Source organism: Thalassotalea sp. LPB0316 (genome assembly GCF_014898095.1).
Lineage (GTDB): Bacteria > Pseudomonadota > Gammaproteobacteria > Enterobacterales > Alteromonadaceae > Thalassotalea_G.
This window is the reverse complement of record NZ_CP062946.1, coordinates 1,308,179-1,327,005: the sequence shown is the minus strand read 5'-3', so window position 1 is coordinate 1,327,005 and position 18,827 is coordinate 1,308,179. Positions and strand designations below refer to the sequence as shown.

9 protein-coding genes are annotated in these 18,827 nt (G+C 43.3%); 8 read left to right on the top strand and 1 reads right to left on the bottom strand.

Annotated elements, in window-relative coordinates; translation table 11 throughout:
• The first annotated feature begins 159 nt into the window (after positions 1-159).
• A complete protein-coding gene (gene tolC / locus LP316_RS05815) occupies positions 160-1,497 on the top strand; it encodes an outer membrane channel protein TolC (protein ID WP_193023287.1) in 1,338 nt (445 codons plus the stop codon).
• A gap of 160 nt (positions 1,498-1,657) precedes the next feature.
• On the opposite strand, the gene LP316_RS05810 is transcribed toward tolC, so the two are convergent.
• A complete protein-coding gene (locus LP316_RS05810) occupies positions 1,658-4,234 on the bottom strand; it encodes a TonB-dependent receptor plug domain-containing protein (protein WP_193023285.1) in 2,577 nt (858 codons plus the stop codon).
• A gap of 692 nt (positions 4,235-4,926) precedes the next feature.
• Here LP316_RS05810 and LP316_RS05805 point away from each other — a divergent pair.
• From LP316_RS05805 to LP316_RS05775, 7 genes are all read left to right on the top strand, one after another.
• The gene (locus LP316_RS05805; protein WP_193023283.1) at positions 4,927-7,362 is read left to right on the top strand and encodes a glycogen/starch/alpha-glucan phosphorylase; all 2,436 of its coding nucleotides are present in this window, start codon (positions 4,927-4,929) and stop codon (positions 7,360-7,362) included.
• A 76-nt stretch (positions 7,363-7,438) separates the two neighbouring features.
• On the top strand, positions 7,439-9,622 hold the full coding sequence (gene glgB, locus LP316_RS05800; protein WP_193023281.1) for a 1,4-alpha-glucan branching protein GlgB: 2,184 nt from the start codon (positions 7,439-7,441) through the stop codon (positions 9,620-9,622).
• Position 9,623: 1 nt separating this feature from the next.
• Positions 9,624-11,762: a glycogen debranching protein GlgX gene (gene glgX, locus LP316_RS05795; RefSeq protein WP_193023279.1), complete on the top strand. Its 2,139-nt coding sequence runs from the start codon at positions 9,624-9,626 to the stop codon at positions 11,760-11,762.
• Positions 11,749-13,917 carry a 4-alpha-glucanotransferase gene (malQ, locus tag LP316_RS05790; RefSeq protein WP_193023277.1) on the top strand — a complete coding sequence of 723 codons (2,169 nt, stop codon included), beginning with the start codon at positions 11,749-11,751 and terminating at the stop codon, positions 13,915-13,917. The genes glgX and malQ overlap by 14 nt, the downstream gene beginning before the upstream one ends.
• Positions 13,918-13,952: 35 nt before the next feature.
• A complete protein-coding gene (locus tag LP316_RS05785) occupies positions 13,953-15,728 on the top strand; it encodes an alpha-amylase family glycosyl hydrolase (protein WP_193023275.1) in 1,776 nt (591 codons plus the stop codon).
• 227 nt (positions 15,729-15,955) lie between these two features.
• A complete protein-coding gene (locus LP316_RS05780; protein WP_193023273.1) occupies positions 15,956-17,464 on the top strand; it encodes a leucyl aminopeptidase family protein in 1,509 nt (502 codons plus the stop codon).
• A 160-nt stretch (positions 17,465-17,624) separates the two neighbouring features.
• Positions 17,625-18,815: a DUF418 domain-containing protein gene (locus tag LP316_RS05775; protein ID WP_193023271.1), complete on the top strand. Its 1,191-nt coding sequence runs from the start codon at positions 17,625-17,627 to the stop codon at positions 18,813-18,815.
• The last annotated feature ends 12 nt before the right edge of the window (positions 18,816-18,827 follow it).

Sequence of the window (18,827 nt, the reverse complement as noted above, 5' to 3'; positions counted from 1 at the left end):
CGCTATTTTTTTCTCATAATTAAAAATGTAAAATAAAAATAATTTGTTACACTACAGTTAGATATTAAACAGTTAATAGTTTTGGTTAGTAGCTAAAACACTTTACCATAAGTGTAAAAGAGTAATTAGCAAACCAATGTACAAGGGAAAAGGTTAAATATGAAAAGCAAACTGCTATCAGTTATGGTGGGCTTAGCAAGTGTAGGGGTTGGGTTTTCAGCTCAGTCTTCTGACATTCTCGAGAATTACAAGCTCGCGTTAGTCAATGATCCGGTAATTTTAAAAGCACAAGCAGAGTTTGATGCATCAAAAGAAGGGATTACGCAGGCACGCTCAGTGCTATTACCGCAAATCAATGCTTTCGCAGCTGCTACTAGACTCCAAGATGACAGAGTGATTGGACCAAATTTTGATATTATCAGTACAGATATCAACAACACCACTTGGGGCGCGAACCTATCAATGCAGCTATATCATCACGACTCATGGCTAAAACTAGATAACGCGAAAAAATCAGCGCATTTAAGTGATTTATCTTATCAATCAGCCAAACAAGACTTAATTGTTCGCGTAGCTAATGCCTACTTCGGTGTGTTAAGCGCACAAGATGATTTAGAGTTTGCTAATGCCGAGCTAAAAGCAATTGAGCGTCAACTAGAACAAACCAAGCAACGCTTTTCAGTGGGTTTAACCGCGATTACCGATGTTCACGAAGCGCAAGCCCAATACGACAATGCCGTAACAGCAGTGATCCAAGCAGAAAATCAATTAGCTAGCGCGAGTGAGTCACTACGTGAAATTACTAACGTGTACCCTCGTGACTTAGATGTCCTAGATACCATGCGCTTTAGTGCATCGGCACCAGCCCCGACCAGTGCAGATGAGTGGCAACAAGTAGCAGAAACGAAAAACTTAGAAATTCTTGGTCAAAAAGTTTCGGTAGATATTTCAAAAGAAAACATCAACATCGCGCGCAGTGGGCACTACCCTACGCTCGATTTAAAAGCGAGCTATCAGCAATCTGATAACACGATCAAAAATAATACCCTTGACCCGCAATTAGATTCATCATCAATTGGCGTACAATTAAATGTACCGATTTACGCAGGTGGTGCAATTTCGAGTTCGGTTCGTCAAGCACAAAGCTTGTATGTTGCCTCTAGCCAAGGTTTACAGTCTACTCAACGCGCAGTTGTTCGTAATACGCGCAATGCCTACAACACAGTTATTGCTACTGTCTCAGCGATTAAAGCATTAGAGCAATCAGTAATTTCTGCAGAAAGTGCACTTAAAGCGACTGAAGCTGGCTTTGAAGTAGGTACGCGTACTATCGTTGACGTATTACAAAGCACGCGTAACTTATACAACGCCAAGCGCAACCTCTCATCAACGCGTTATGCTTACATCAATTCGATATTAGCGTTAAAGCGTGCAGCAGGTACGATTACTGAGGCCGACATTACAGCAATTCAAGCTGGATTAAAGTCAGCGAGTTAATTACTGCTAATGGCGACAGAAAAACCACTCATAAACGAGTGGTTTTTTTATACCTAATCAAAATGACTAACCTTACTTCACTTATTAACTTGCTACGCTTTTTATTAGTACAAAAAAAACGCCCCTCAATTGAGGAGCGTTTTATCGCTATTAGCTACGATTAGAAGCTATAAGTTAACTTCGCGTAGTAGTAACCACCGTTGTAATCGAATGGACCACTTTCGTAGTACTTAGCACCTAACACACCGTATGTGCCATCTTTCAGCTCTTGAGCTTCTTGATCAAAGATGTTGTTAGCGCCAACAGCAACAGAGAAGTCGTCGTTGATGAAGTAGCTTAATTCAGCATCGAAAGTAATTGCTGAGTCAGCTGTCTCACTACCCCAATCAGATGTATCATCTGCATGCACAGCGTAGTACTTACCGAAGTAGTTAGCACGAACGAACATTTGTACGCTATCCCATTGCTGAGACATAGTTAACGTACCGCGGTGATTCGGCATACCTTCTTCTAAGCGACGAACTTTACCTTCATCTGTTGTTTCTGGATTGAACTTGTCAACCGTTGTTTCATTCCAGTTGTAAGCAAAGCTAAATTGCGTATCGCCGTCAAATAACTGCATTGAGTAGTTTGCAACAATATCAAGACCTTGAGTTGTTGTATCAAAGTCGTTAGCAAAGTAAGTCACCGCTGAAATTAATTCTGGGTTCTTAACACCGAGTGCTCTCAACTCATCGTAGTCTTCGGCTAAAACATCGATTTGGCTAGATTGTGCAATACGATCAGTTACTTCAATGTTGTAGTAGTCAACGGTTAAGAAGAAATCACCACTTTGGTAGACACCACCAAAGGCGTACGACTTAGACTCTTCTGGTGTTAACTCTTTACCGCCGTAGAAAGCTGATAGTGGATCAGTTGGTGGCGCTAAGAAGCTTTGAATTAGTTCACCATTAACTAATGATGTTGCCGTGTTAACAACGTTAGCTTGACCAACTGTTGGCGCACGGAAACCCGTACTTGTTGAACCACGTAATGAGAAGTCATCAGACACTGAATATTGGAACGTCAACTTGTAATCGGTTGTGTTACCAAAGGTGCTGTAATCTTCAAAACGCAACGCTGCACCAACCATAAAGTCTTCAGTGAAGTAAGTTTCTGTATCGATGTAAGCTGCTACTGAGCGACGATCATTTAAGCCTTGAGCTTCAGGACCAAAGCCTTTAAAGCCGTGAGAACCAATGTTGAAACCTTGGTCGGCATATGGACCAGCTTTCCAAGAAGCTTCTTCACCTGAGATAATTTCAAATGACTCTTCACGGAACTCCATACCCATAGCTAAGTTGATTGGCTCATCTAGCGCATCGACATTAATACCGCGTACTAAATCAACGTTGAACATTTTCTCAAGTTGAATGTAGCTACCAGTGTCAAAATCAGTTGGTGTCTCTAAACCTAACGATGGGTTTAAAGTATTTGATAGGTTAAAGCTTGACGCGTTGCGACCAACTGTACCTGAGATATCGTAGCGCCAGTCTTTTAAGAAGCCAGAATGGATATCACCACGTGTACCCATTGTTAACGCCGTATCAACAATGTTACCACCAAACGCCGGCGTATAACCGCCAGGGAAAATTTGGTTCATTGAGAAACAGTTAGGATCAGCTAGCATTGCTTGATATTCAGCTGATTCTAATACGTTACCATCTGAGCCGTCAGGGTTCTTAGGAATATTAACCACAGCACAAGTACGCGCCGCGCCACCTGCTTGAGCGATATCACCAACTAATAGTGTTTCGCCACCATCAATTGAGTATACGTTGCCACGGTTATGTGGGTTACGGTAGTAGAAGCCACCAACAACATCACGCTCAGAGTAGTTACCGAACATGTAAGCTTCTTTGTCATTACCTAAATCTAAGCCGAAGTTACCAAAAATAGTAATATCGTCAGAAATTTCTGGGTTACCCCAAATTTGTGCAGGATCGTTAACGAATGTATTACCATTGTCGATCAAGTTTTGTGCATCTGGGCGTTGTACTGAACGTGAAGTTGCATCAGCATTTTTGTATTGGAAGCTTAAGTTAGCAAAACCGTCATCGCTTAATGGTAAACCAATGTTACCGTCAATCGTTACTGTGTCGCCGTCACCTTCATAGAATTGACCAGCTTTAACTGACAAAGAACCACCGTCAGCAGCATCTTTTAATACGAAGTTCATTACACCAGCGATAGCATCAGAACCGTATTGAGCGGCAGCACCGTCACGTAAAACTTCAACTTGCTTTAACGCTGCACTCGGAATAACTGAGATATCTGGACCTTGTGCACCATCGTTAACACCACCACCTTGGAAAGCGATAACTGACGCACGATGGCGACGTTTACCGTTTAAAAGTACAAGTGTTGAATCTGATGATAAACCACGCAAGTTAACTGGGCGAATTAACGTTGCCGCATCAGAAATTGGTTGAGCACGCACGTTGAATGATGGTACTGATGTTGCTAACTGATCAAGCATATCTGATGAACCAGAACGACCTAATTCGTCACCACCAACGATATCTACAGGTACAGCAGAGTCTGCGATTGAACGAGGTGCTGCACGTGAGCCTACAACAACAATTTTTTCAACGTCTTTAGCTTTCGCTGCTTCTGCGTCATCAGCATAAGCAGGAACAGTTCCAAGAGCTAAGCCTACCGCTAATGCTAGGCTGCCCGTACGAAATGTTTTAGACATGTTTCCTTCCCTTAAATTCTTATTTTTTTACCAGTAATGTTTACCGGTTATTTATTATTTAATTGCGAGTAAAAAATTACGCAATCGTCTTAATTGACATATCTGTTATAAAACAGCTACAAGCCGTTTACAACCCGATATTGAGCAAAAATCCTGCAAAAACTAATGAACAAGTCCTACCAGAATATCCAACTACGAAGTTTTTCAAAAACTCAACCCAACTCAAAACTCATCGCCACCCCTTTAAATACCGAGATATAAGAATTTAAATCGACATATCATTAATATGAAAGATTTCGTATTTAAAGCTAAAAAAATTTTATAAAAAATTTTTTCATATTTTTTCCAGCAATTGAGCAATTAACAAAGCGTTAACACAGTTGTCGCTATTTCTTTACAGTTCACCCAGCTAGGTGTCGAGATATTTTTCTCATTCAATCAGTGATTACTGATAATTGAGTGCTAGCTAAGCAGATAATTTTCAATGTCACGTGCATACGTATGCACCCTAGTTTAATCGTCTATCTTTCGATGCATACGTATGTAGGTGATTGCCCTAAATACTGACATCGGCATAATCAGTTACAACTAATTACACATAGAGTGATGAACTGCCAACTAACTAATCATTAGGCAGTCTAGTTAGGTATTTATCTACTAAACTCTTTAAAAAACGGGATGAGTCTTCTCTTATGGCTAAACGTGCTACGATTAAAAAAGCGATTGAGCATCATTTGAAATTTACCCTTGCTCACAGCAATGATAAAAATCCTGAAGCTTTCTGGAAAGCAACGAGCTTAGCAATTAACGACATCGTGGTTGAAAAACTCGCAGCAACCCGCGATCGTCAAAACCAAGCAGGTATTAAAACAGTTAACTACCTATCGCTTGAATATTTAATGGGTCGTTTATTATCAAACAACCTCCATAACCTAGCCATTTACGATGAAGCTGAAAAAGCCGTTAAAGCGTTAGGATTTGAATTAACCGATCTGTGTGAACAAGGTGCTGACTTAGCACTGGGTAACGGTGGTTTAGGGCGTCTTGCTGCGTGTTTTCTCGATTCATTAGCAACGCTAGACTACCCTGCAACGGGCTATGGTATTCACTACCAACACGGTTTGTTCAAGCAAAGCTTTAAAGACGGTCGTCAAATTGAAGAACCTGATTTATGGCGTGAATTTGGCAGCCCGTGGGAAATTTGTCGTCCAGAATCTACACAATTAGTACCGTTATACGGTCACGTTGAACACATTAACAACGCCGACGGTAGCACGACCTCAACATGGCAACCAGCGGTCCAGTTAAAAGGTGTACCTTGGGATATCCCAATTGTTGGCTACAACTCAGACACAGTTAACGTTTTGCGTTTGTGGGAATCACGTTCAGACCAAGCATTTGATTGGGATTTATTTAACCGCGGTGATTTCTTAAACGCGCACGGTAAAAATGTCCAAGCAGAAACCGTATCTAAAGTGTTATATCCAAATGATGAACACGATGCGGGTAAAGAATTGCGCTTTATTCAACAGTACTTCTTCTGTGCTTGTTCAATTAAAGACATTATTGCTCGTCACCAAACCATCAACGGTGTTAACTGGCAAGCGTTTGCAAAAGATACCGCGATTCAACTAAACGATACCCATCCAACCATTGCGATTTTAGAATTTATGCGCGTGTTAATCGATGAGTACCAATTTACCCATGCTGATGCTTGGGCGTTATGCCGCGAAGTATTTGCCTACACCAACCACACCTTATTGCCTGAAGCATTAGAAAAGTGGTCGGTGTCGCTATTTGAACGCGTATTACCGCGTCATTTAGAAATTTTATACGCGATCAACGAAGACTTCTTAAACAATGAAGTATCGGTCAAATGGCCAGACAATAACCAAATGCGTGCCAAACTATCGCTGATCGAAGAAGGCGCTGAAAAGAAAGTACGCATGGCGCATTTATGTGTGGTTGCCGCCCACAAAGTCAACGGTGTTGCCGAAATTCACTCAAAGCTTGTTAAACAAGATTTATTCCCTGAATTTGATGCGCTTTACCCGAACAAGTTAACTAACGTAACTAACGGTATTACACCACGCCGCTGGTTAAAAGCGTGTAACCCTAAGTTATCAGCGTTATTGACCAAACACGTCAAAGCGGATTGGGCGAAAGACTTAGACAGCTTATCGGCACTTGAAAAGCTTGCTGACGACGCGAAATTGCAAAAAGCGTTTATGGACATCAAGTTAGAAAACAAACAAGCATTAGCGAAAGAAATCTTATCGCTCACCGGTGTCCAAGTTAACCCTGAAGCTATTTTTGACATCCAAATCAAACGTTTACACGAGTATAAGCGACAGCACTTAAACTTCTTACACATTGTTGCGCTGTATCGTCGTTTACTGGAAAACCCTGCACTTGAGATGCAACCACGGGTATTCATTTTTGGCGCAAAAGCAGCGCCGGGTTATCGCTTAGCTAAAGAGATCATTTACGCGATCAATAAAGTTGCTGACAAAATCAACAACGACACGCGTATTAAAGACAAGCTAAAAGTCGTATTTTTACCGAACTACCGCGTTAGTCTCGCCGAGAAAATGATCCCAGCCGCTGATGTTTCAGAGCAAATTTCAACGGCGGGTAAAGAAGCATCGGGCACAGGTAACATGAAGTTAGCACTTAATGGTGCTGTCACTATAGGTACCCTAGACGGTGCTAATATTGAGATCGCCGAAGAAGTGGGCGACGACAATATCTTTATTTTCGGTAACACGGTAGAGCAAGTAAAAGCAATCAAAGCTCAGGGTTACAACCCATACAGTTACTACGAGCAAAACGCTGAAATTAAAGCGGTACTTGATTGGTTAGATACCGATTACTTTACGCCGGGCAAGCCATATGAACTATCAGCTATCAAGCACAGTTTACTCGATGGTGGTGATCCATACCTTGTGCTAGCTGATTACCAATCGTACAGCGATGCTCATCAAGCCCTTGATGAAGCGTATCGAGATAAAAAACGCTGGGCGAAAATGGCAATCCTCAACACCGCGTTAATGGGCAAGTTCAACTCAGACCGCTCAATTAACGACTATGTTGAGCGCATCTGGCACATTCAGCCCTGTAAAAACTAGGTAATTTACACACGCCCCTTGATTGGGGCGTTTGTGTTTTAACCACAAGTTCAAGCTTTAGTTATTGGAAAACAAGATGACAGATACAAATGCAATCAATGGAATAATCAGTGCACAACACAACCAACCACATCAAGTGTTGGGTTTACATGCCGATGATTCTGGCTATCTCACGCTCAATGCATTTGTTCCGAAAGCACAAGCCGTTGCGGTTTATGCCAAAAACACCAAAAAAGTCATCGCCAAACTCAACAAAATTGACGACGCCGGCTTTTTCAGTAAAAAATTACGTCGTAAAAATAGCTTTGATTACCAACTAGAAATCACGGTTGATGGCAAAACATCACGAGTTGAAGATCCCTTTGCTTTTGCTCCGACCCTTGGCGAACTTGACTTGCACCTACTTCGTGAAGGCAATCATCTGCACCCATACAATATTCTTGGCGCTCACCTAAAAACCGTTAACGGCGTTAAAGGGGTGAGCTTCGCGCTTTGGGCGCCTAACGCCAAGCGCGTTTCGGTCGTAGGTGAATTCAACAATTGGGATGGTCGTTGCCACCCGATGACCAACCAAGATTTTAGCGGTTACTGGTCGCTGTTTATTCCTCAATTGAAAGCAGGCGAATTATACAAGTTTGAAATCCTACGTAGCGATGGCAACTTACAACCGTTAAAAGCTGACCCATATGGCTTACAAGCCCAGTTTCGCCCTGAAACAGCGTCTATTGTCAACGCAGAAAAACATTACAAATGGCAAGATAAAGCGTGGTTAAAAGTGCGTGAAGCGCGCAATTCACGACATGCCCCCATTAGTATTTACGAGGTGCATTTAGGCTCTTGGCAACGCGATGAAAACAACCATTACCTCAACTATCGCGAACTTGCCGATCAATTAATTCCTTATACCTTGGAGATGGGTTTTACCCATATTCAATTGATGCCAGTGAGTGAATTTCCCTATGATGGTTCATGGGGTTATCAACCAGTAGGTTTATTTGCGCCAAGCTCACGCTTTGGCGATGCCGACGATTTCAAATATTTTGTCGACCAATGCCACCAAGCTAACCTCGGGGTTTTAATTGATTGGGTACCAGGGCATTTTCCAATTGATCAACACGGTTTAGCTCAATTTGACGGCACGCATTTATATGAACACGCCGATCCGCGCCAAGGCTTTCATCCCGATTGGAACACCCTGATTTACAACTACGGCCGCACCGAAGTTGCTAATTTTTTGCGCGCCAGTGCCCTGCACTGGTTAGATAGATTCCACGTCGATGGCATTCGCGTAGATGCTGTCGCCTCAATGTTATACCTCGATTACAGCCGCAAAGAAGGCGAATGGATCCCGAACGAACACGGTGGCCGCGAAAACCTCGAGGCCGTTGCCTTTTTACAGCGCTTTAATGAAGAGCTATATCGCGAATATCCCGGCACTTTTTCTGTTGCTGAAGAATCAACTTCATGGCCGGGCGTGTCAAAACCAACCGATGCTGGTGGTTTAGGATTTGGCTATAAATGGAATATGGGTTGGATGAACGACACCCTAGAATACATCAAGCGCGAACCGATTCATCGCAAACATCACCACAACGAAATTAGCTTTGGTTTAGTGTACGCCTTTGACGAAAACTTTATTTTACCGATTAGCCATGACGAAGTTGTCCACGGCAAAGGCTCAATGATTGAGCGTATGCCAGGTGATGCGTGGCAGCAATTTGCCAACTTACGCGCCTATTACGGCTTTATGTGGTCACACCCGGGTAAAAAACTACTGTTTATGGGCTGTGAATATGGTCAAGGGCCAGAGTGGAACTATGAAAAAGCCCTTGAGTGGCACCAATTAGACATTCACTGGCACGCACAAGTACAACAACTGGTAAAAGATTTAAACCGCGTTTATCAAGCTACGCCGGCACTTTACCAACACGACTGTGAACACCAAGGCTTTGCGTGGCTCGATCACGAAAATGCTGAGCAAAGTGTTTATAGCTTTATTCGTTTTGGTCAACATGGCGAAGCGCCGGTTGTCGTTGTCTGTAACTTCTCAGATCAGGTTTATCACAACTTTACCGTTGGCGTGCCTGAGCAAGGTCATTATCAAGAATTACTCAATACCGATGCGCAAATTTATGGTGGCAGCAACCAAGGTAATTTTGGCGGCGCAACCAGTAAAGATAAGCCAATGGACAATCAAGCGCAGAGTATTGACATCACCGTACCACCGCTTGCCACCTTGATTTTCAAATTGGAAAGCTAAGATGAACATCAAGGTATCTTCAGGTTTTCCCTACCCGCTTGGCGCAACTATAACACCCCAAGGTGTTAACTTCGCCCTGTTTTCAGCTAACGCTGAAAAGGTAGAGCTATGCCTGTTTGATACCAATGGCGAAAAAGAGATCATCAAGATTGAAATGCCGGAATTTACCGATGATGTTTGGCATGTTTGTGTACAAGGCATCGGTGCAGGCGCGCTTTATGGCTACCGCGTTCACGGCCCGTTCGAGCCGCATAAAGGCCACCGTTTTAATCCGGCAAAATTACTGTTAGATCCTTATGCCAAAGCCTTACACGGCGAGTTTGTTGAGCACAAAGCAAACTACAGTTACGACTTAGACTCTTGCCAAAAAGACTTAACCCTCGATTACCAAAACAACGCCGAGTTTATGCCCAAATGCGTGGTTACTGAAGAATTACCTGCGCTCGAAAACAAACCGCAAATTCGCCGCCGCGATACCATTATTTATGAAATGCACGTTAAAGGCTTTAGCCGGTTAAACCCAGCGCTTAAGAAAAAACTGCGCGGTACTTATTTAGGGCTAGCTGATGATGTATCAATTGATTACTTAACGGCGCTCGGCGTAACCAGTGTTGAACTGCTACCGGTACACCAATTTATTGATGAGCCGTTTACGAAAGAAAAGCAACTGGTTAATTATTGGGGTTACAACTCAATTAACTACTTTGTACCAGATGCCCGTTATACCCTAAATAATGGCATTGAAGAGTTTCGCCAAATGGTCGATAAGCTCCATCAAGCCGGTATCGAAGTCATTTTAGACGTCGTTTACAACCACAGCGCCGAGGGCAATGAGCTAGGGCCAACTTATAGCTTTAAAGGCATAGATAACGCCAGTTATTACCGACTCGCTAAACACGACCAGCGCTTTTACGAAAATTTTTCCGGCTGTGGTAACACCTTTAATATCGATCACCCTAGAGTTTTGCAAATGGTAACCGATAGCCTGCGCTATTGGGTGCAAACGATGGGCATTGATGGCTTTCGCTTCGACTTAGCAACCATTTTAGGCAGAGAGCGACCACACTTTAACCAGTACAATCACTTTTTCAATACCCTTAAACAAGACCCTGTATTAGCCGGTGTTAAGCTCATTGCTGAGCCTTGGGATATTGGTCAAGACGGCTATCAATTAGGCCGCTTCCCCAATAGTTGGATGGAGTGGAACGATAGATACCGCGATACCGTGCGCCGCTTTTGGCGTGGCGATCACGGCATGTTAGCTGATTTTGCCAATCGCATTCACGGTTCAAGTGATTTATTTGAAAACAGAAGTCGCCGACCCAGCTCAAGTATTAACTTTATTACTTCGCACGACGGCTACACCCTGCGCGATTTAGTCAGTTATCAACAAAAGCACAATCACGCTAACGGTGAAAATAATCAAGATGGCCACAACGCTAACTACAGTTGTAACTTTGGTGTTGAAGGCGCAACCAAGGATAAAGCAATTAACGCACTGCGCCTGCAGCAGCAGAAAAACATTCTAACCACCTTGTTTATTTCACAAGGCACACCGATGTTGCTCAGTGGCGACGAATTTGGCCATTCGCAACAAGGCAACAACAACGCCTATTGCCAAGACAATGAGATTTCATGGCTTAACTGGCAACAAGCCGAAAACAGTGAGTTGCTCGAGTTTGTTCAAGCACTCATCGCATTGAGAAAAGCCCACCCGCTACTCAATAGAACCCACTACCATCATGGCAAAAACTATTCAGCAAAAACCGGCTTAGCCGATATCAGCTGGCTCAACTGCCATGGTAAACCGATGCAAGACAGTCAATGGCACGATCACTCAATCAAGTGCTTTGCCATGCTACTTGCCAATACCGAACATGAATTGATAAGCGATGATTTTTATCACGACGATGCCTTACTGGTTATTTTCAACGCTCACGATCATGAACATTTATACCAACTGCCAAAACTCAATGGTTATTGGCAGACCATTTTTAATACCGCAGATACAAAAATAAAACAAAATGAGAACCTTGTTAGAACTGAGTTGATGGTCAGCCCACACAGCTGCTCGCTACTGAGTTTTAGCCAGTCTCCTGCAGACTTTAGACAAGAGAACGAGACTTATGAACTTAATTGAAAAACTAGCAGATTTAGTTGGCTTTCATCGCGACTATATTGATGCGTTTGGCAATCAGGTCACTGCCAAAGATGAAGCTCGCCGCGCTTTGTTAAAAGCGATGGGCTACGATATTGACGACGAACAAGCAATTGCTGCCAGTATTACCGAACTAGAACAACAGCCATGGCGTAAAATATTGCCGCAAGTTCATATTGCTAAGTCTGAAGAGCACCATCACGAAGTGGTTGTTACCTTTGAACAAGGTGTTGCCGAGTACTTTAACTGGACGATTACCACTGAAGACGGCAACGAGCAATCTGCCCAAGTCAACTTGGCGGATTTGCGCCAAGGTGAAAGTGCCGAATTTGACGGTGTGGTATTTACTCAATACTTTTTAGGTTTACCACGAGTTGCTGACGGTTATCACGAATTAGTGGTTAACTACGGTGAGCAAACTGACAGTTGTCATTTAATTTTTGCCCCGCAAACCTGTTACAGCCCAAATGAAGCAGCTGACTTTAAAATGTGGGGCTTTGCCGCGCAATTATATTCACTACAAAGTGAAACCAACTGGGGTATGGGTGATTACTCAGATCTCACCAAACTAGTCAAAGGCGCTGCTGCTCGTGGCGCTTCAGCTATTGGCTTAAACCCATTGCATCCGCTTTACCAAAACAACCCTGCTCATCGCAGCCCATACTCGCCGACCAGTCGTTGTTTCTTAAACACGCAATATATTGATGTCACTGCTGCGCCGTTTTACGCCCAATCAAAAGCGGCTCAAGCACTTGTCGCATCAAAGGAATTTCAAGATAAAATCGCCTTTGCTCGCTCAACTGAGTTAATCGACTACCCAGCAGTTGCTGATGTTAAGTATCAAGTATTAGAGCTACTTTACAGCGAATTTTTAGCACAAAACGACACGACATTAGTGGCTGAATTTGAAGCGTTTAAACAAGCGAACGAAGCAGGCTTAACCCGTCACGCTACTTTTGAAGCGCTTTATGAGCACTTTAGAGAGTTAGATTTTAACGCCTACGGTTGGCCAAAGTGGCCTGAAGCTTACCAAAACCCACACTCTGTAGAAGTAAGCGAGTTTAAAGCGCAAAACCAAGAACGCATTGGTTATTTTATGTATTTACAATGGCTTGCACATCGCCAGCTATTAAACGCGCAACACACCGCAAAAGCCGATGGCATGCCAGTAGGTTTATACCTCGATTTAGCGGTAGGTTGTGACGGCTCAGGGGTTGATGTTTGGTCAGACAAAGACGTTTACGTTGCCGGTGCTTCAGTTGGCGCGCCACCAGATTTATTAAACACCTTAGGTCAAGACTGGGGCTTAACGCCAATTAACCCAGTTGCCTTGAAACTTCAAGGTTATCAGCCGTTGGTTCGCGCGCTTCGTTCAAACATGCAATATGCTGGCGCCCTGCGTATTGACCACATTCTTGGTTTAATGCGCCAATACTGGGTTGCACCGGGTATGAAAGCCGATGAAGGGGTGTTTATCACCTACCCACTAGAAGATATTTTACGCATTATTGCCTTAGAATCTCGCCGCAGCCAGTGTGTTGTCATTGGAGAAGATTTAGGCACAGTGCCAGAAGGTTTTGGCGATATTATGCAAGCTCACGGCTTGTTGTCGTACAAGGTACTGTTTTTTGAAACATGGGAATCTGGTCTATTTATGCGCCCAGAAATGTACCCAGAGCAATCGATGGTAACGGTTTCTACTCACGATTTACCAACGCTTGCCGGTTGGTGGACAGGTCGCGATTTAGAGTGGCGTCAAAACCTAAACTTATATCCGAATGAGCAAATGGGCATCGACGATCGCAATAACCGAGTGGCTGACCGCAATCACTTACTCGCAGCACTTGAAGATATGCAAGTAATCGATATGACAAAGGCACCTGAAACATCGCCAGCGAAGATGAATCGCGAGCTCAGCCTTGCCGTACAAAAATACATGGCATTAGCGCCGAGCCGTATTCAGTTAATTCCATTAGAAGATGCACTAGAGAATGTTGAGCAAGTCAATATTCCAGGCACGATTGACGAGCATCCAAACTGGTTACAACGCATTCCTGTCACGCTTGAAGAGCTATGGGATAACCAAGCAATGAGCGATATTTGTCAAACGATGCAACAAGCGCGTCCGAAAAACTAATAATACCAATAACAAGAAATATACACAGGTAAACTATGATCAAAACAACATTAAAAACCCTTGCCATTAGCGTTATTGCTTTTGGCATGCTCGGTTGCCAAGACGCACCGAAATCAGCGTCAACAGCGCCCGTTGCTGCAGAATCAGCAACAACAAAGCGCTTAACCGCGAGCGATTTAGCTCCCTATATCGAACGTGACATTCAAGACGATGTTTTTTATTTCGTCTTACCGGATCGCTTCTACAACGGTGATACTAGTAACGACAACGGCTCAACAACCAAACTGATCTCACAAGGCGGTTTTGATCCAACAGATTACGGTATGTATCACGGCGGTGATGTGCCGGGCTTACAAGCTAAAATTCCTTACTTGAAAGCAATGGGCATTAGCGCGATTTGGTTAACACCGATTTTGCGCAACCAAGCGTTACAAGAGGGTGGCTCGGGTTATCACGGTTACTGGGTGTTAGATTTTACTGAAATTGACCCGCATTTAGGCACCAATGACGATTTAAAAGCCTTTATCGATGCCGCACACAAAGAGAACATCAAAGTTTACTTTGACATTATTACCAATCACACCGCTGACGTTATCAAATATACCGAATGCCACGGTGAAGACGGTTTAACGCCTAACCCAAACTGTGAGTATCGCACACTCGCCGAAGTCGCGGAAAAAGGCACTTACACGCCAGTGATCCCAGCAGGCAGTGAAAACGCGAAAGTACCGGCATGGTTAAACGATCCTAAGTATTATCACAACCAAGGTGAAACAACATTCGAAGGTGAAAACTCGGTTTATGGTGATTTTGCTGGCCTTGACGATATCAACACCGATGATCCTGAAGTGGTTAAAGGGATGATTGATATTTTAACCAAACTTGTCAGCCAGTTTAAACCTGACGGCTTCCGTATTGATACCGTTAAGCACGTAAACATTGAGTTTTGGCAAGAATTTGCGCCTGCCGTTGTCAGCCATGCCCAAAGTGAAGGTATTCCCAAGTTCTTTATGTTTGGTGAAGTTTATGACTTTACCCCTGAAAACCTGAGCTACTTCACAACCACGGGTAAAGTACAATCAGTGTTAGATTTCGCCTTACAAGGCATGCTTGCCGATGCCCTAATCAAGCAAAAAGGCACCGATGTATTAGCCAACTTATTTACTAAAGATGAGCTCTATCGCGACGGTGATTCAAACGCCAACCAACTATTAACCTTTGTTTCAAACCACGATATGGGACGTTTTGCTTGGATGTTAAAAGATTCAGAGCACAACTACTCGATGGCTGAGATGGAACAACGGGTAACCTTAGCCCATGCCTTCTTGTACTTTGCGCGCGGTATTCCTGTAGTGTATTACGGTGATGAACAAGGCTTTGTGGGTGATGGTGGTGATAAAGCCGCTCGCCAAGATATGATGCCTTCACAAGTCGACAGCTACAACGATGACAACTTGTTAGGCACAGATAAAACAACCGCCGACGATAACTTTGATCAAAGCCACCCGTTCTACAACGCATTTGCTGATTACGCATCGGTTTACTTTGCCCATGAAACCTTGCGCAAAGGCGAGCAAACAACTTTGTATTCACAAGCGACACCGGGTGTATTTGCGATCACGCGTAGCCATGGTGATAGCCAATACTTAGTCGTGTTTAACACCTCAAATAAAGTAGCCAATGCTGAATTTGAGGTATCGGCTAATCGCGCAACTCACATCTTCGGCGATAGCAAAGACAGCGTTGCAATAGCGAACAACAAAGCAAGCGTGACACTCTCAGGCTTGAGCTTCGCTATCTATCAGCTTTAATTAATCAAAATCAACCAAATAAAAGGCTAGCGTAAGTAGTTGCGCTAGCCTTTTTTATTGTCTGCTTGTAAGTGAAGTCGCTTCGTAAAAATAATCTGCCAACCAGTGAGCGCGTTTACTCGACAATTCGTAGATCTAGCATTAACAGCAAACACGTTACTCGCTATACTCCTGCTATCTCATACCAATTTATAAAAACCTGTGAACAGAACAACAAGGAAAAATCAATGAAAGCCAAGCTTACTCAGCTATCATCATTATTTTTAGCACTGGCAATGTCACATGCCGTACAAGCAGAAACCTTCAGCTTTAACAATGACGTTAATGAGCAATCAGATGCGTTAGTCGTTTTTAAAAGTAGCGAAGACACCACCGGCTTTAGCGCCTTTGATCAAAAAACGCAGGGCCAATTAAGCCGTGCTATCAAAGCTAACCAATTTGATGCCAGCTACAACACTTTTGTTGAAATCCTTGCCCCGACTAACTTGAACTATGATCGCGTATTGATTGTTGGCCTGGGTGACAAAACCTTAACAAAAGCGCAATTAACCAAACTCGGCGGCAATATTGCAGGTCAGCTAACCAGTAATAATATCAATGAAATTTCGGTGTCAGCAGAACACTTTAATGCTGAACAAGCATCGTTTATCGCTCACGGCATCAATCTTCGCGCCTACAGCTACGACAAGTACAAAAAAGAAAAACGCCAAGAAAAATCGTACACCTTTGATGTAACCGACAGCCAAGCAACGCAATCAGCCTATAGTGAGCTTGAAGCCTTACAATCTGGGATTTTCTTAGCGCGTGATTTAACTAACGAAATTCCAACAAACCTGACACCTGCTGATTTTGCCAAAGAAGCCAAAAAACTCAAAACACTTGGTGTAAAAGTAAAGGTACTCGAGCCTAAAGAGTTGAAAAAGCTTGGAATGAATGCACTTGAAGCAGTTGGTCGTGGCAGTAAAGACGGTTCGCGATTAGTTGTTGCTCATTATCAAGGCAGCGATGACGCACCGATAGCCATTGCGGGTAAAGGTATCACCTTTGACTCAGGCGGTATTCAAATTAAGACCTCTGAGCATATCGTTCGCATGAAATCTGATATGGCAGGTGCTGCAGCGGCCTTAGGCACAGTAAAAGCGCTTGCTCAAATGAAAGCTAACGTGAATGTTGTCGCCGTCATGGGAATGGCAGCTAACATGGTTTCTGAAAACTCGTATATCCCTGGCGATGTTGTTACGACAGCTGAGGGGATCACGGTTGAAATTACTCATACCGATGCCGAAGGTCGCCTAGTGTTAAGCGATGCCATGTGGTATGCCCGTAAATATTATCAACCGAGTGTGTTACTTGACATAGCCACCTTAACTGGCGGTAAATACCGTGCCTTAGGTAACAAGTATGCTGGTATTTTCAGTGAAAGTGATCAGCTTGTTGAAGCGTTTAAAGTTGCCGGTGATGCGGTAAATGAGCCCGTTTGGCACCTACCTTTAGGTTACAAAGAAATGTTAGCAAGCCCAATTGCCGACATTCGCAATACCGGTAAAGGTGGCCCAAGTGCAACAACGGCAGCAAGCTTTTTACAGCACTTTGCCGGCGACACGCCATGGTTGCACATTGATATGGCCGGTAATGGCTTAGCGGCTTCAGCCAGTGGCGAACACCCAGTAGGTGGCACGGGTTATGGTGTTAGTTTGATGACTGAGTGGATTTTAAACCACCATACTGCGAAGTAGTTATCACCAAGCTAATCATAAGCCCTGACAGTGTTCAGGGCTTTTTTATCTTGTAGCACAAGAAAAATTATTTTTCCCAACGCATAAATTTCAACTATAGTAGTTGATATCGTTAACTCGTGTTACTGGGTTTACTCGTCGCATTCTAAGGAGAGAATATATGTCGACTACACAGGGAAATCGCATCCTCTATCTAGATTTTTTAAGAGGGATTGCCGTTTTAGGCCTTTTACTGATGAACATGCCGAGTATGGGCATACCAGAAATGGGCTATGTCAGCTATGAGCCCGATTTACTGGGCGATAAAATTTACTCACTGTTTCAAGCACTGTTTTTTGATGGCAGATTCAGAAGCCTGTTTTGTTTACTGTTTAGCATAGGCTTGTACCTGCAATATCTCAGTTATCAAAACAAAAACCTCAATAGCTACGTTATTTTAAAATCTCGGCTTAACTGGTTGCTGGTCTTTGGCCTGATCCATTGTATTTTTCTTTGGCCGGGCGACATTTTGATTCTGTACGCATTAACTGGCATGTACTTAATGTCTAAGTTAGATTGGCCAGCAAAAAAACTCATCAAACGCGGCCTTACCTTCTTTGCCATAGGCCTGATTATTTCAGCCGCGCAACTCTCACTTATTGAGTACTATTCCGAAGGACCAACAACTCGTCATAGTACTGAGTATTTAGAAGCTTTAGCAGTAATTAAAGGCTCGTATTGGGAAGTACTAAAAGTGAATACATTGATGGCTTTTGCCTATGTTATTACCTTCCCTATTCTAGCTTTATTCTATTTTGGTGGTGTGATGATGTTATCGCTCGGCCTGTATAAATCAGGGCAACTCCAGCATGGTTTTAATCAAAAACAACTGTTTTTGTTGATTATCATTACCTTGGTATTTTCTACGATTGACGCCTACTTTGCCGTTTTCCGACCCGATATTCACTACATGATGACAGGCCTTATCGGCTCAATATCAGGGCTGAGTATGGCACTGCTAATCTGGCACTTGGTTTTAACCTTAAAACTAGCAGATAGCACGGCTTGGTTATCAACCTGTTTACAGCGAACAGGCCGAATGGCCTTTAGTTTCTACATTTTACAGTCAATAGTGATGGCAGGGATTTTTCGATACCTTTTCCCCGAGTTAAATGAAACCTTTACCTTAACTGACTATGCACTCGTCTCGGTAAGCTTTATCTTGTTGCAAATGCTCATCGCCAATCGCTATTTACGCCACTTTAAACAAGGCCCATTAGAAAAACTGTGGCGTTATCTCGTGAGAAGAAGCATGATAAAAGCATCACAATCGACAGAGCAATCAGCTAAGCTAAGCGCTTCATCGAGTTGATGTTATTCAAGT

Excerpts from the sequence above, each read along its gene's own strand:
- LP316_RS05780 (WP_193023273.1), top strand. The coding sequence starts at position 15,956 with ATGAAAGCCAAGCTTACTCAGCTATCATCATTATTTTTAGCACTGGCA.
- tolC (WP_193023287.1), top strand. The coding sequence starts at position 160 with ATGAAAAGCAAACTGCTATCAGTTATGGTGGGCTTAGCAAGTGTAGGG.
- glgB (WP_193023281.1), top strand. The coding sequence starts at position 7,439 with ATGACAGATACAAATGCAATCAATGGAATAATCAGTGCACAACACAAC.
- LP316_RS05805 (WP_193023283.1), top strand. The coding sequence starts at position 4,927 with ATGGCTAAACGTGCTACGATTAAAAAAGCGATTGAGCATCATTTGAAA.
- malQ (WP_193023277.1), top strand. The coding sequence starts at position 11,749 with ATGAACTTAATTGAAAAACTAGCAGATTTAGTTGGCTTTCATCGCGAC.
- glgX (WP_193023279.1), top strand. The coding sequence starts at position 9,624 with ATGAACATCAAGGTATCTTCAGGTTTTCCCTACCCGCTTGGCGCAACT.
- LP316_RS05810 (WP_193023285.1), bottom strand. The coding sequence starts at position 4,234 with ATGTCTAAAACATTTCGTACGGGCAGCCTAGCATTAGCGGTAGGCTTA.
- LP316_RS05775 (WP_193023271.1), top strand. The coding sequence starts at position 17,625 with ATGTCGACTACACAGGGAAATCGCATCCTCTATCTAGATTTTTTAAGA.
- LP316_RS05785 (WP_193023275.1), top strand. The coding sequence starts at position 13,953 with ATGATCAAAACAACATTAAAAACCCTTGCCATTAGCGTTATTGCTTTT.